This is a genomic window from Thermodesulfobacterium hydrogeniphilum, assembly GCF_000746255.1.
Classification (GTDB): domain Bacteria; phylum Desulfobacterota; class Thermodesulfobacteria; order Thermodesulfobacteriales; family Thermodesulfobacteriaceae; genus Thermodesulfobacterium; species Thermodesulfobacterium hydrogeniphilum.
Map to the genome: position 1 here is coordinate 150,889 of NZ_JQKW01000008.1, position 14,216 is coordinate 165,104.

At 30.3% G+C, this 14,216-nt stretch carries 15 protein-coding genes; 14 read left to right on the top strand and 1 reads right to left on the bottom strand.

The annotated features are described in order from the left end of the window. The first annotated feature begins 2 nt into the window (after window positions 1-2). The 14 genes from cobD to CC87_RS04655 are packed head-to-tail and all read left to right on the top strand — an operon-like array spanning window position 3 to window position 13,572. Window positions 3-1,115: a threonine-phosphate decarboxylase CobD gene (cobD, locus tag CC87_RS04590; RefSeq protein ID WP_051920581.1), complete on the top strand. Its 1,113-nt coding sequence runs from the start codon at window positions 3-5 to the stop codon at window positions 1,113-1,115. Next, window positions 1,108-1,767: a Dph6-related ATP pyrophosphatase gene (locus CC87_RS04595; RefSeq protein ID WP_038056598.1), complete on the top strand. Its 660-nt coding sequence runs from the start codon at window positions 1,108-1,110 to the stop codon at window positions 1,765-1,767. Before cobD ends, CC87_RS04595 begins: the two co-directional genes overlap by 8 nt. 9 nt (window positions 1,768-1,776) lie before the next feature. Beyond that, window positions 1,777-2,292 carry a bifunctional adenosylcobinamide kinase/adenosylcobinamide-phosphate guanylyltransferase gene (gene cobU, locus CC87_RS04600; RefSeq protein ID WP_038056599.1) on the top strand — a complete coding sequence of 172 codons (516 nt, stop codon included), beginning with the start codon at window positions 1,777-1,779 and terminating at the stop codon, window positions 2,290-2,292. 9 nt (window positions 2,293-2,301) lie between these two features. After that, window positions 2,302-3,342 (top strand): nicotinate-nucleotide--dimethylbenzimidazole phosphoribosyltransferase, encoded by a 1,041-nt coding sequence (gene cobT / locus CC87_RS04605; protein ID WP_038056600.1) that lies wholly within the window; start codon window positions 2,302-2,304, stop codon window positions 3,340-3,342. Continuing rightward, on the top strand, window positions 3,339-4,103 hold the full coding sequence (gene cobS / locus CC87_RS04610; RefSeq protein ID WP_038056602.1) for an adenosylcobinamide-GDP ribazoletransferase: 765 nt from the start codon (window positions 3,339-3,341) through the stop codon (window positions 4,101-4,103). Before cobT ends, cobS begins: the two co-directional genes overlap by 4 nt. Continuing rightward, the gene (locus tag CC87_RS04615) at window positions 4,096-5,577 is read left to right on the top strand and encodes a cobyric acid synthase (RefSeq protein ID WP_038056604.1); all 1,482 of its coding nucleotides are present in this window, start codon (window positions 4,096-4,098) and stop codon (window positions 5,575-5,577) included. The genes cobS and CC87_RS04615 overlap by 8 nt, the downstream gene beginning before the upstream one ends. Continuing rightward, window positions 5,574-6,593, top strand: coding sequence for an adenosylcobinamide-phosphate synthase CbiB (cbiB, locus tag CC87_RS04620; protein ID WP_038056606.1), 1,020 nt, complete (start codon window positions 5,574-5,576; stop codon window positions 6,591-6,593). The genes CC87_RS04615 and cbiB overlap by 4 nt, the downstream gene beginning before the upstream one ends. A gap of 13 nt (window positions 6,594-6,606) precedes the next feature. Next, window positions 6,607-7,221 (top strand): precorrin-8X methylmutase, encoded by a 615-nt coding sequence (locus CC87_RS04625; RefSeq protein WP_038056608.1) that lies wholly within the window; start codon window positions 6,607-6,609, stop codon window positions 7,219-7,221. Further along, on the top strand, window positions 7,221-7,970 hold the full coding sequence (gene cobF / locus CC87_RS04630; protein WP_038056610.1) for a precorrin-6A synthase (deacetylating): 750 nt from the start codon (window positions 7,221-7,223) through the stop codon (window positions 7,968-7,970). The genes CC87_RS04625 and cobF overlap by 1 nt, the downstream gene beginning before the upstream one ends. After that, a complete protein-coding gene (gene cbiE, locus CC87_RS04635) occupies window positions 7,963-9,177 on the top strand; it encodes a precorrin-6y C5,15-methyltransferase (decarboxylating) subunit CbiE (protein WP_084222199.1) in 1,215 nt (404 codons plus the stop codon). Before cobF ends, cbiE begins: the two co-directional genes overlap by 8 nt. Beyond that, entirely contained in the window at window positions 9,174-9,854 is a 681-nt protein-coding gene (cobI, locus tag CC87_RS04640; RefSeq protein ID WP_038056614.1) for a precorrin-2 C(20)-methyltransferase, read from the top strand. The genes cbiE and cobI overlap by 4 nt, the downstream gene beginning before the upstream one ends. Then, the gene (cobM, locus tag CC87_RS04645; RefSeq protein ID WP_038056617.1) at window positions 9,851-10,600 is read left to right on the top strand and encodes a precorrin-4 C(11)-methyltransferase; all 750 of its coding nucleotides are present in this window, start codon (window positions 9,851-9,853) and stop codon (window positions 10,598-10,600) included. Before cobI ends, cobM begins: the two co-directional genes overlap by 4 nt. Further along, a complete protein-coding gene (gene cobJ, locus CC87_RS08880) occupies window positions 10,587-12,353 on the top strand; it encodes a precorrin-3B C(17)-methyltransferase (RefSeq protein ID WP_156955576.1) in 1,767 nt (588 codons plus the stop codon). Before cobM ends, cobJ begins: the two co-directional genes overlap by 14 nt. After that, on the top strand, window positions 12,313-13,572 hold the full coding sequence (locus CC87_RS04655) for a BPL-N domain-containing protein (protein WP_038056619.1): 1,260 nt from the start codon (window positions 12,313-12,315) through the stop codon (window positions 13,570-13,572). The genes cobJ and CC87_RS04655 overlap by 41 nt, the downstream gene beginning before the upstream one ends. Here the strand turns inward: CC87_RS04655 and CC87_RS04660 are convergent. Continuing rightward, window positions 13,532-14,173, bottom strand: coding sequence for a histidine phosphatase family protein (locus CC87_RS04660; protein WP_156955577.1), 642 nt, complete (start codon window positions 14,171-14,173; stop codon window positions 13,532-13,534). The genes CC87_RS04655 and CC87_RS04660 overlap by 41 nt on opposite strands. Between the last annotated feature and the right edge of the window lie 43 nt (window positions 14,174-14,216).

The window sequence follows — 14,216 nt, forward strand, 5'->3', positions numbered from 1 at the left end:
ATTTGCAAGATCTGTATTCTAATATTTTTAATCATGGAGGAAATTTGTCTTCCTTAGAAAAATTTTTAAATCGTAAAATCTTGGATTTTAGCAGTAATATCAACCCTTATGCTTTACCTTACATTAAAAATTTTTTTCAGAAAAACACAAACTCTATTGCTGAAGCAATTTCTAAATATCCTGATCCAGAAGCTAAGGAATTGACTCAGAAACTTGCTGAATACTGGGATATTACTCCTGAAAATATTCTATGTGGGAATGGTGCTACAGAACTTATTTATTTAGTTCCAAAAGCCCTAAATCTTAAACATGCCCTTATTTTAATACCAACTTTCTCTGAATATGAAAGAGCTTTAAAATTGATAAATGCTAAAATTTCTTTTTATTTGTTAGAAGAAAGTAAAAATTTTGTACCTGATTGGGAAAATTTAATAAATTTTCTAAAATCTCAAAACTCCATAGATAGTATATTTATTTGTAATCCTAATAATCCTACAGGAAATCTGATTTTAGACTTGGAAAAAATCCAAAAACTACTATCTCTAAATGCTTTTGCAATTATTGATGAAAGCTTTATGGACTTTTTGTATAAGGAAAAAAAGTATACTGCAATTAAACTTACACAAATTTATCAAAATTTAATCATTATTAGAAGTTTTACTAAATTTTTTGGAATTCCTGGTTTAAGATTGGGATATTTAATTTCTCATCCTAAAACTATAAATAAAATTAAAAATTTTTTAATGCCATGGAATGTAAATGGATTGGCCCAGGCTTTAGCAAATTATCTATTGGAGTATAAAATCCAGATAGATGAAACAAAAAAAATTATTGCTAAAGAAAAAGAAAAATTTTTAAATTATTTTGCAAGTTCTAAAATTTTTAAAGCCTTTTCCTCTGTTACCAATTTTTTATTGATAAAAATTAACACTCCTTATATTAACTCTGAAGCCTTAACCCAGAAATTTCTTAAAAATGGTATTTTAATCAGAGATTGTAAAAATTTCAGAGGATTAAATAATAAATTTTTTAGAATAGCTATAAAAACTTCAGAAGAGAATACTTTATTTTTAAAAATTTTAGAGAATATACTGGAGAAATTACAAAATGGATAAAAAAGCCTTTGCCTGTTGGAGTGGGGGTAAAGATTGCACTCTTGCAGTTTTTAAGGCTCTAAAAGATGGATGGAAAGTATGCTATTTAGTTAACATGTTACAGCCTGATGGAAAAAAAAGCAGGTCTCATGGGCTCCCTGCTGAACTTTTAAAACTTCAGTCTCAAGCCTTAGGTATTCCTATTATTCAAAAAAAGAGTAGCTGGGAAGATTATGAAAACTCATTTAAAGAAATTTTAAAAGATTTAAAAAAAAGAGGTATTAATACAGGAATTTTTGGAGACATATATTTACAGGTTCATAGAAATTGGGTGGAAAGAGTTTGTAAAGAATCTGGAATAACTCCTCTTTTACCTCTTTGGCTAAAAGATACAGAAACACTCATTAATGAATTTGTGAATGCAGGTTTCAAGGCCTTAATAGTTTCCATCAATAAAAATTTTCTTGGAAAAGAATGGCTGGGACAGGAAATAAATAGAGATTTTATAGAAAAGGTTAAAAAATTAGGAAATATAGACCCTTGTGGAGAAGAAGGAGAATTTCACTCTTTTGTATATGATGGACCCATTTTTAAAAAAAGGGTAAAATTTAAAAAAGGAAAAATTTATCAAGAAGGTAAAAGGCTCTATTTAGAATTAATACCTTTGACTTAAGGAAAAGACATGCAAAAAAAGCTTGTATTGATACTTGGAGGAATTAAAAGTGGAAAAAGTAGTTTCGCTTTAAATCTTGCCAATCAGACTGTTGGAAAAAGGGCTTTTATAGGGACAGCAGAGCCTTTTGATGAAGAAATGAAAAAAAGAATAGAAAAACATAAATTAGAAAGAGGATACACCTTTGAAACCTTTGAAGAACCTATTCATCTTTCCAGCTTACTTAAGAAACTTCTAAAAATTTATGATGTGATTTTAATTGATTGCTTAACAGTCTGGTTAGGGAACCTATTTTATTATAAAATAGATATAAAACCTGCTTTAGATGATTTTATAGAGGTTTTAAAAAATTTTAAAAGAGGATATGTATTTATAGTTTCAAACGAGGTGGGTCTAACCATTATACCTGCCAATGAGATTTCCAGAAATTATGCCAATTATTTAGGCATTTTAAATCAGAGAATAGCTGAGGTTTCTGATGAGGTTTATTTAGTAATCGCAGGAATTCCTTTAAAAATTAAGTAGGAGGTGGAGATGAAGATTAAGCCTTTAAAAAAAGAGTGGTTTGAAATAGCTCAAAAAAGACTTGACAGCCTTACCAAACCCAGAGGAAGCCTGGGAAGGTTGGAAGAATTTGCAGCAAAATTGGTGGCTATTTTTGAAAACAAAATGCCAGCTATTAATAAAAAAGCTGTTTTTGTTTTTGCAGGAGATCATGGAATAGTAGAAGAAGGAGTTTCTGCTTTTCCAAAAGAGGTTACTGCTCAGATGGTTTATAACTTTTTAAGAGGGGGGGCAGGAATAAATGTGCTTGCAAGGCATGCAGGAGCAGATGTAATAGTAATTGATATAGGAGTGGATGCAGATCTAAGTCATATAAATCATCCTAATTTCATTTCCAGAAAAGTTGTCTGGGGAACAAGAAATTTTAAAAATGAACCTGCCATGACCAAAGAGGAAGCTGAAAAATGTATTAATATCGGGATTGAACTTGCCCATAAGTATATAGACCAGGGCTATAATCTTCTTGCCACAGGAGATATGGGAATTGGTAATACCACTCCTTCATCTGCTGTTTGTGCAGCTATCACAGGACAGCCTGTAAAAGATGTAGTAGGAAGAGGAACAGGAATTAATGATCATATTCTACAGCATAAAATAAAAGTCATAGAAGAAGCTTTAAATAAGCATAAACCTGATCCTTCAGATGCTTTGGATGTGCTTTCCAAGGTTGGAGGAGCTGAAATAGGGGCAATAGCAGGACTTATTCTTGGAGCAGCAGAAAAAAGAATTCCTGTAGTTATAGATGGTTTTATTTCTACAGCTGGAGCTCTTATTGCCTATACCTTTGATCCTGCAGTAAAAGATTACATATTCGCAGGACATCTTTCAGAAGAAAAAGGACATAGAGTTATGCTTGAATATATGGGACTTGAGCCTATTCTCAGGCTTAACATGAGATTGGGAGAAGGAACAGGAGCTGCTCTTGCCATGACCATTATTGAGGCTGGTTTAAAAATCTATAAAGAAATGGCAACCTTTGATGAAGCCGGGGTTTCAGAGGAAAAAAAATGAAAAAACTTTTTATAGCTTTCTCTTTTTTAACCTTACTACCTGTAAGGTTAAAAGATATAACTGTGGAAGACATTAAAAATTCCGTTATTTTTTTTCCATGGGTGGGTGCTTTTGAAGGACTTGCTTCTTTTTTAGCTGTTTTTATCTGCAAAAATTTTTTGCCTGTTGAATTTTTGGCTCTTCTGGTATTAATAGTTATCTTTCTTATAAGAGGTATTTTCCATCTGGATGGGCTTTCTGATACTTTTGATGCCTTATTTTACAAATCCTCTGGTAATGGAGATTTTGATAGAAAAAAACGGCTTACTATTATGAAAGATAGCACAGTAGGTGTAGGAGGTGTTTGTGCAGTTTTTATGGATCTTCTTTTTAAATTTACTTTATTAAAATTTATCTTTACAAATCTTTTCTATTTCTGGCATTTAATTTTTACTTTTAGTTTTTCAAGATGGGCTCTACTTCCTCTGATGTATCATGGAAAACCCGCTAAAAAAGAAGGATTAGGAGCTATTTTTGTAGGAAGATTAAGTTTTAAACATATTTTACTGGGTTCTATTTTGCCTTTTTCCTTGCTAACTTTTTACATTTTTAAAACTAAAAAACTAATTTTTTTATTTTTTCCTGTTTTTCTCTATTTAACCAGTTTTTTTATAAATAGAGTCTGTATTAAGAAATTTGGGGGAATTACAGGTGATAATTTAGGAGCTACAGTAGAAATAAGCGAAATAATAGGTCTTTTTTTCTGGGGATTTTATGGCTAAAGCTTTGATGATACAAGGAACATCTTCTGGAGCAGGAAAAAGTTTATTGGTAACCGCTCTATGCAGGATCGCAAAAAACTTGGGATTTAAAGTTGCACCCTTTAAAGCACAAAACATGAGTTTACAGAGTTTTATTACTAAAAATGGTGGAGAAATAGGTCTTGCTCAGGCTTTACAAGCCATGTCTGCTGGATTAGAACCTGAAATACACATGAACCCCATCCTTCTTAAAGCTGATGGGAATAAAGGCTCTCAAGTAATTATTCATGGAAAGGTTTATAAAACACTTAAACCTAAGGAATATTATGCAGAAAAAAAGAAGCTCTGGAATAAAGTTTTGGAATCTCTTGAATATTTAAAAAAACACTATGAATTGCTTATAGTTGAAGGAGCAGGAAGCCCTGCTGAGATCAATCTCAGAGATAGTGATATTGTAAATATGGCTGTAGCTGAATATCTAAAGGCACCTGTTATTTTGGTGGGAGATATAGATAAAGGTGGTGTCTTTGCCTCTCTTTATGGCACTATAAAACTGGTGGGCAAATCTGAAAAACTAATTAAAGGCTTTATAATAAATAAATTTAGAGGAGATGTAGAGATTTTAAAACCTGGAATAAGAGAGATAGAAAAACTTTGCCAGAAACCCTGCTTGGGAGTTCTTCCATATTTTGAAGAGCTTAGCCTTTCTTCTGAAGATAGCCTCGGACTTTCTTATCACAAAACTTTTTCTTCAGAGAAAAACAAACTTATTAAAATTGTAGTTTTAAGACTGAAATATATTTCCAATTTTAGCGATTTTGATCCTTTGAAATATGAGCCAGATGTAGAGCTTTTATATTCTCTGAGAAAAGAGGAACTTCTTTCTGCAGATGTAGTTATTATTCCTGGATCAAAAAGGACTGTGGAAGACCTTTTATGGCTAAAGAGCCTTAAAATAGATAAAATTTTAAAATATCTTGCAGAAAAGGGAGTTGAAATTATAGGTTTGTGCGGTGGTTTTCAAATGCTTGGAAAAATTTTAAAAGATCCAGAAAAGGTAGAAAGCGATTTAAAAGAAATCAAAGGGCTTGGGCTTCTTGATATAGAAACCACTTTTTATCCCAAAAAAATAACCACACAGGCAGAAGGTTATTGTAATCTTAAAGAGAATTTAAAAATCTGGGGCTATGAAATACATATGGGAGAAAGTGAGGGAGATTTAAATCTTTTTACCATTAAAAGATTTGCTACAAAAGAGATAAAAAAAGAGGGATCTCAAAAAGAAAGTATCTGGGGAACTTATCTTCATGGAATTTTTGAAAATGACGATTTTAGAAGATTTATTCTTAACAAAGTAAGAGAAAAAAAGGGACTCACTCCCTTAGAAAAAAGCTACTCCTATAAAAAACTTAGAGAAATTACTTTTAATACCTTGGCTAAATTAGTAGAAACACATCTCAATATGGAAAAAATCTGGAGTTTGATAAAGCTATGAAAGTGTTTTATGTTAACTGGTGGGGTGTAGCAGGTTCTTTGGTTGGAGATTTAATTATAGGTGATCCCAAAAGGTTTCATCCTGTCTGTGCCATAGGGAAACTCATAGAACTTACTGAAAAATTTTTAAGAACTTTGATAAACCTTGGAATTAAGCTTGGCTTTTCCAAAGCTTTTTTAGAAAAAATTGGCGGAGTTTTTCTGGCATTAGTCGTCTACTCTGCCACTTTTTCTGTTTCTTTAGTTTTTATCTGTTTTTTAATTAAACTATGCAGTTTTTCTTTTTATGGAAAAATATTCTCAGAGATAATTTTAATACTTGTTGCAAGCCTTTTTATAGCTTTAAAAGGGCTTATTAAGGCAGGTAAAGAGGTGGAGGATTTGGTTTTAATCAGTGATTTAAACTCTGCCAGAGATAAACTAAAAGCCTTAGTAGGAAGAGATACTGAAAGACTTTCTGAAAAAGAGATAAGAATAGCCATAATTGAAAGCCTGGGAGAAAATTTAAATGATGGCATAATCGCTCCTCTTTTTTATTTTATAGTAGGAGGTTTCCCTTTTCTTGTGCTTTATAAAACTGTAAACACTCTTGATTCTATGGTGGGGTATAAAAACGAAAAATATTTAAACTTTGGTTGGTTTTCTGCTAAAATAGATGATTTGTTTAACTTTCTTCCTGCAAGATTAGCAGGGATTTCTATAATTTTAGCAAGTGCTATGCTTTTAGGTTTAAAAAATGCTAAAAGGGCTTTTAAAATTATGCTAAGAGATGGAAGAAAACATCTCAGTCCCAATTCCGGAATTCCCGAGGCAGCTATAGCTGGAGCTTTGGGAATTAGAATAGGAGGTCCTAATTATTATGAAGGTGTTCTTGTTGAAAAACCTTACATAGGAGAGTCTATCTCTGAAGTAAATCATCTAAAAGTGCTATTAGCTCAAAAAATTGTTCTTTTAAGTAGCTTTATTTTTACTATTTTTTCTCTTCTTCTTAGAGAATTTTTAAAGCAATTTTTATAGGAAAAGGTTTAAAATGGAGAAATTTTTAAAAAATCTTAAAGATTTTGAAATAGAAAGTAAAAGCATGGATATTATTGAAAATGAAGTAAATTTATCAGGTTTTTCTTCCTTAGAAAAAGAGATTGTAAAAAGAGTTATTCATGCTACAGCAGACTTTGAATACAAAGACACTTTGAAATTTCATCCTCAGGCTATTTCTCTTGCCTTGAAAAATCTTAAAGAGGAGAAAAATATTCTGGTAGATGTAGAGATGCTGAGAGCTGGAATTTCTAAAAGATTTCTTGGAAAAATAAAAGTCCTTTGCTACCTTGACAAAATAAAAAATTATGAAACTACCAGAACAGAAAAAGCTATAGAGCTTGCTTTAGAAAAAGAAAAAAATTTAGGAATTGTAGCTATTGGCAATGCTCCTACAGCGCTTCTTAAAGCTATAGAAATTTTTCAAAAAAAAGAGATAAAAAATATAGTTTTAATAGGATTGCCAGTAGGATTTGTAAATGCTTTTTCTGCCAAGCTTTTACTTTCTAAACAAGATTTTCCTTATATTACCAATTTAAGCAGAAAAGGGGGATCTCCTGCCACTGCAGCAGTTATAAATGCTTTTTTAAAACTAAAGGAGATTTTTTAATGAGAAAAGTATATCTTATTGGAATAGGACCTGGAGATCCTAAGTTTTTAACGCTTCAGGCTATAGAAACTATTAAAAATTTAAAAACCTTTCTCATTCCCGCTAAAAAAGGAAACAAAGAAGACTTAACCAGAATAAGGAAAAATATCCTTAAATTTGTCCATCCAGAAGAAAACTATGAATTAATAGAGCTTAATTTTCCCGAGAGGAAAAAGGGGAGAAATTACAGAGAAAAAATAAAACAATGGAGGAAAGAAAAAGCACGGATTATCATAGAATTTTTAAAAAGCAGAAACTCTTTAAAAGAGGTAGGATTCCTAATTATAGGAGACCCTTGTCTTTATGATGGACATATTGAAATTTTTAAAGAGGTTCAAAAGGAGATACCTTTAGAAATAGAGGTAATTCCTGGTATTTCAGCCATGCAGATTCTTTCTGCTAAATGCAAAACCTCTTTAAATGAAATAGCTGGAACTATTACAATTACCACTTCAAGAGGTTTAAGAAAAATGAAAAATATTTTTAATACTACTGTAGTTTTTCTGGATAATTATGAAACCTTTAAACTTTTTAAAAATCAGCCTTTAGAAATTTACTGGGGAGCCTATCTTGGCACCGAAAAAGAAAAACTTATTGCAGGAAAATTAAAAGATGTAGCAGACACAATTTTAAAAGAAAGAAAAGAATTAAAAAACAAAAATAAATATATTATGGAAATCTATTTTTTAAAACCCTTTAAAGATGCCTAAATTGTATATTATAGGAATTGGATTTAAACCTCTGGAAGATAGGGTTAAAAAGCTTCTATTGGATGTTCCTTATATTATAATCTCAACAAGACTTGTAGAAGTATTTAAAAACTATGAAATTTACCCTCTGGTAAAAGAAAAATTGGTTTTAATGAAAAGTTTTAAAGAAACCATGTCTTTTGTAGAAGAAAAACTTAAAAATAGTAATTTAGCACTTTTAGCATCTGGAGATCCTCTTTATTTTGGTATAGGAGTAAAGGCTTTAGAAAAGTTTGGAGAAGAGCAGGTTGAAATCTATCCTGATCTTAACTGTTTACAAAAAGGTTTAAGTCTTATTAAAAAACCTTGGCACCAAATAAAAACTATAAGCTTACATGGAAGAGCTGTGAATTTTAATTATCTTATTAGTTTGCTTAAAAAAGAGGGAAAGGTTTGTATCCTTACAGACTCACGAAATAATCCTTCTTTTATAGCTCAGGTTCTTCTGAAAAAATTTCCTCAACCTGAAAAATTAACCTTTTATGTTTTTGAGAGATTAGGTTATCCAGAAGAAAAAGTATTTGTAAATAAACCTCAGATAATAGCTAAAACCAAATTTAAAGATCCTAATTTTTTTATCATAAACTACGAATTTTCTGATGATGAAGATATAATCTTTGGTCTGGAAGAAAAGGAAATAGCACATCAAAAGGGAATGATTACAAAAGATGAAATAAGAGCTATAGTAATTCACAAATTAAGGCTTCCTGAAAAAGGAATAATCTGGGATATAGGTGCAGGGTCTGGCTCTGTAAGTCTTGAAATAGCCAGACTAAATCCTAAATTGAAAGTTTATGCCATAGAAAAAGGAAATACTGAACTTATAGAAAAAAATAAAAATCGTTATTATATTAGTAATTTGGAAATTATAAAAGGTATAGCTCCTGAATGCTTAAAAAATCTTCCATCTCCTAACAGAGTTTTTATTGGAGGTAGTGGAAACAAATTAAAAGAAATTTTAGAATTTCTCTCAGGGATTTCTTCTCTTAAAACTGTAGTTCTTACAGCTGTTACATTAAAAACCTTGGATACTTCTTTAAAATATTTGAGAAAAAATTTTCGTAAAGTTGAAGTTTTTCAAATAAATGTTACAAAATTAGAAAATTTTCAAGATAATTTAATTTTAAAAGCCAAAAATCCTATTTTTATAATTAGAGGAATAAGATGAAACTTTATGTAGTAGGTATAGGTCCTGGGAATCCAGAACTTTTAACTCTTAAAGCTAAAAATATTCTTGAAAAGATATCCCTTATTTTTTATCCTACAGGAGGGAAAAATAGAACAGCTCTTTCTATAATAGAAAAAATCGTAGATCTTAAACACAAAACTCTTATTCCTCTCCATTTTCCTATGAAAAAAACCAGAAATACAGATTTAAATCTTCACTGGCAGAAGCTTGCAGAAACAATTTTAAAAAATTTGGAATTTTTTAAAGAAGCTGTTTTTATAACTCTGGGAGATCCTTCATTTTATTGCACTTTTTTTTATTTATATCCCTTTTTAAAAGATAAAATAAAAGTTAAAATTATTCCTGGAGTTAGTTCTATTAATGCCTGTGCCTGTGCCATTCCTGTAAGTCTTGCCTTAGGAGATGAAACCATAGCTATTATTCCTGCTAATTATGTAAATAGAATCAAAAATCTTCTTTATGAATTTAATACCATAATTTTTATGAAACCCCATAAATCTCTAAATAAAATTTTTGATTTTTTAGAAGATGAGAAATTTCAAGTTTACGGAGTAAAAAACGCCTCAAGTTCTGAAGAAAAAATCTTTTTAGATATAGATGATTTTAAAAAAGAAGATTTAAATTATTTTACTACTATAATTGTAAGGAAAAAATGAAAGTTTATTTTGTAGGAGCAGGACCAGGGGATCCAGAACTTCTCACTTTAAAAGCCTATAAGCTTCTAAAATCAGCTGATTGTGTAATTTTCCCAGGAAGTTTAATTAACAAAGAAATTTTAAAAATTACTAAGGGTGATCTTTATGATTCTTCTAAAATGTGTTTAGAAGAACTGATTACTGTTATGGAAAAGTATATCAAAAAGACCAAAAAAGTAGTGAGACTTGTGAGTGGAGATCCTTTTATTTATAGTGCTATTCAGGAACAGATAGAGATTTTAAGAGAAAAAAACATTCCTTATGAAGTTATCCCTGGTATCTCTTCTGCTATGGCTGGAGCAGCTAAAATGGGAATAGAATTAACCTTGCCAGAAATTTCCAACTCTGTTATTTTTACCAGAATAGAAGGTAAAACCTCTGGAGCTTCCTCTGAAGAAATTAAAAGTTTTGCTAAAACCAAATCAACTCTTGTTTTCTTTTTAAGTGCCGGGCTTGGTGAGAAGCTTGAAAAAACGCTTTTAGAAATCCTTCCTTCTGAAACACCTATTATTATAGCCTATAAAGTTACACAAAAAGGAGAAAAAATAATTTTTGGGAATCTTAAAGACCTTTCTAAAATACTTTATAAAAATAATATTAAAAAAACAGCTCTTATTTACGTAGGAGAAACTTTGAGGACTTTTAAAGAGAATCTTGGTAAAAAATCCAAACTCTACAATAAAAACTTTAAAAATGGAAAAGAATAAAGCTATTATTTATCTTTCTGAAAAAGGAAGAGAAATCGCAGAAAAAATTAGAAGTATTTTTCCTGAAGCTAAATTATATAAATTTAAAAAAGAGCTTCTTCATGAAATATGGAATAAATATAATGCCTTTATTTTTGTTTCTGCCATAGGTGTAGCTATAAGATGCATAGCATCTTTTATAAAAAATAAAAAAGAAGATCCTGCGATAATTGTAATAGATGAAGAAGGGAAAAATGTAATTCCTCTTTTAGGAGGACACTCTGCAGAAGCTAATAGTTTAAGTCTGACCATTGCCTCTTTTATTAAGGCTAATCCTGTTATAACTACTGCCTCTGATCTTAAAAATCTTCCTGCTCTTGATTTGTGGATAAAAAAAACCGGATTAAAGATTAAAAATCCCTTTCTCCTGCCTAAAATTATGGCAAAATTCAATTCCTCAAAAGAACTAAAAATTTTTTTAAACACTCAGGTAAAACTCCCCTTTCCTAAGCACTTTTCTCTTGTTTCTACAATTTCAGAAGCAGATATAATTGTAACAAACAAATTTATAAAAGATGTAGATGAAAATAATCAATTAGTTCTTATACCTAAGAATTTATTTGTAGGGATAGGGTTTCACGATTGGATAAAAGAAGAGGATTTGGAGAAAACATTAAAAGAGGTTTTTAAAGAGGCAGGGTTTTATTGGGAAGCTCTTTCTGGAATAGCAACTATTCAGAAAAAAGGCTCTCATCCTGCTTTAAAAAAATTATCAGAGAGATACAAAATTAAACTTTTTGCTTTTACTTCAAAAGAGCTAAATCAAGTAAATAGTTCAAGCCCTCCTGGAGCATCTATGAAAACTCTTGGAGTAGCTTCAGTTTCAGAACAGGCAGCCCTTTTTTCAGCTTTTACTGAATTTCAAAAGGCTTTTTTGTGTGTTCCCAAACAAGTTTTCAAAGACCTTACCATAGCCATAGCTGAAGGTGTTTATAAAATTAAAGGTAAGCTTTATATTGTAGGCACAGGACCAGGTGATTTAGAAAATCTTACCCCTAAAGCTATTTCTATTTTGAGAAGCTCTGATTTTATTGTGGGTTATAAAACTTATATAAATTTAATAAAACCTCTTATTGAAGATAAGGAAATTTTAGCTTATGGAATGATGGAGGAGGTAGAAAGAGCTAAAATTGCTATTAAAAAGGCTTTAGAAGGAAATGTGGTAAGCTTAATTAGTGGAGGAGATCCTGGAATTTATGGAATGGCAGGACTTGTTTTGGAAATTTTGTCTAAAAATAGCTTAGATTTAGAAATAGAGATAATTCCTGGCATTTCTGCTTTAAATGCCTGTGCCTCTTTAGCTGGTGCACCTCTTATGAATGACTTTGTAGCAATAAGCCTTTCTGATAGACTAACTCCCTGGGATGTTATAGAAAAAAGATTGCATTTAGCAGGAAAAGGAGATTTTGTAATAGTTTTATATAATCCAAAAAGTAAAGGAAGAAAAGAGCATTTATCTAAAGCCAAAAATGTTCTTCTTTCTTATAGAAAATCTGAAACCCCTGTAGCTATTATAAAAGGAGCTTTTAGAAAAAATCAGGAAATTATTTTAACCACACTAAAGAAGATAGATTTATATCCTATAGATATGCAAACTACTATAATTATAGGAAATTCTAATAGCTTTATTTTTAAAAATTGGCTGATCACTCCCAGAGGATATGAGGTAAAATATGGAGAAAAATTGCAATTTAGCAGCCCTTCTTTGGGATGAGTCTTATCTTTATGGAATCTGGCTTTATCAGGCTCTTTTAAAATCTCGTATAAATTTTGATCTTATAAAAGCTTCTGAGCTTACAAAATTAGAAAAATATAAAATCCTTTTTGTTCCTGGGGGATGGGCTTCTAATAAAATTAAAGCACTTGGATCTAAAGGTGCAAGTTATATTAGAAGATTTGTAAAAAAAGGAGGAATTTATTTTGGAATTTGTGGAGGCGCAGGGCTTGTTACTTCTGAAGAGTTAAATTTAGTAAATATAAAAAGAAAAAAACAGAGAGTTCCGGCTTTTAGTGGGAAAATAAAAGCTAAACTTTATTCTCATCCTCTTTGGCAAGGAATTAATATCCCTGAATTTTATCTCTGGTGGCCCTCTGAATTTTTGTTAGAAGAAACTAACAATATGAAAATTTTGGCAAAATTTGATAAAGCCTTAAAAGATTCTTTTTCTTCTGATTTGCCTGTTCGAGACTTTCAAAATCTCTGGAAAGAAGCGGAAAAGCTTTACGAAATCTTTCTTAATCCAGAAAGAATGAAAAATACCCCTTTATTAATAGAAATTACTTATGAAAAAGGTAAGATTTATTTATCTCTTATTCATTTTGATACCCCTGGAGATAAAAATGGCTTAAGAGTTTTAAAAAATATTAAAAATCTTTTTAATTTAGCCCCTTTAAAACCAAGAACTTTTAAAAATTTTTCTATCTTTAAAAAATCCCCAAATTATTTTTTAGCCAAAACAATTATCAGGTTTTTATTAAAAGAAATGGAAGAAATAATGATTTTAGGTGAGAGAAATTTTCTATGGTTTAAAAGGCATCCAGAAATCTATCAATGGAAAAGAGGAATAAGAGGTTCGGAATATGTTAATCTCTGGTACATGCTTAAAATCTTAAAAAAGAACTTTATCTATTTTCCTTTTACTGATATTCCTTTAAAAAAGCTTAAAGAGATTAAAATAGATTTAAAAAAATTTTCTAAAGAGGCTAAAAAGCTTTTAGCAAAAGAAAGATTAGCTTTACAAAAAGATAAAATAATTTTTAACTTTTGTGAAGACGAAGAAATAAATGAATTAAGAACTTTTCTTTTTGGTAAAAGTAAGAGTTATGGAGGGTATTATAAAACTCTTATAAAAAAAATAGATGAGGTGCTTTTTGAAGTGTTAAAAACAAAGCTTATTCTGATAAAAGGTCTGCATTCCAAAGAGAAAGAGTAAAAATACCATCTGGAAAAAAATTAAATATAGATATAGATGAATAGTTTAGATTTAAAGAAAAGTATAAATAAGAGGGTAGATTAAAAATTTCACAAAATATAGCTTTAATAACTCCAGCATGGCTAAAAACCAAAAAATTTCCTTTTTCTTCTCTTTTAATCTTTTCTAAAAAACTCCTTACTCTTTTTCTCAAGTCTTTAAGAGTTTCTCCATTAGGAGGTGCTATATTCTCTGGATCTTTATATCTTTCCCAGAAAACAGGATTTTGAGAAAGCTCTTTTATTGGTTTCCCTGCCCATTCTCCAAAGTTTATTTCTTTTATTTCTTCAACCTGCACCAGAGGTATATTTAGTTTCTCTGCCAATAATTTAGCAGGATAAAGGGTCCTTTTTAAAGGGCTTACAAAAATCTTATCCCAGGTATAAAGAGATAGCTTTTCCACCAGTTTTTCTGAATCTTTTTTCCCTTTTAAAGATAATTCTATGTCTATCTGTCCATAAAGAATAGAAGGATCTATCACTTCTGAGTGCCTCACCAGAACCAAATTAATTGCCTCTCTGAAAAGAAAATTATTTACCATTTTTATTTTCTGTATTTTCAATTTTACTCTTTGATTTTCATTTAAACAAGAAAAAAATTTATAA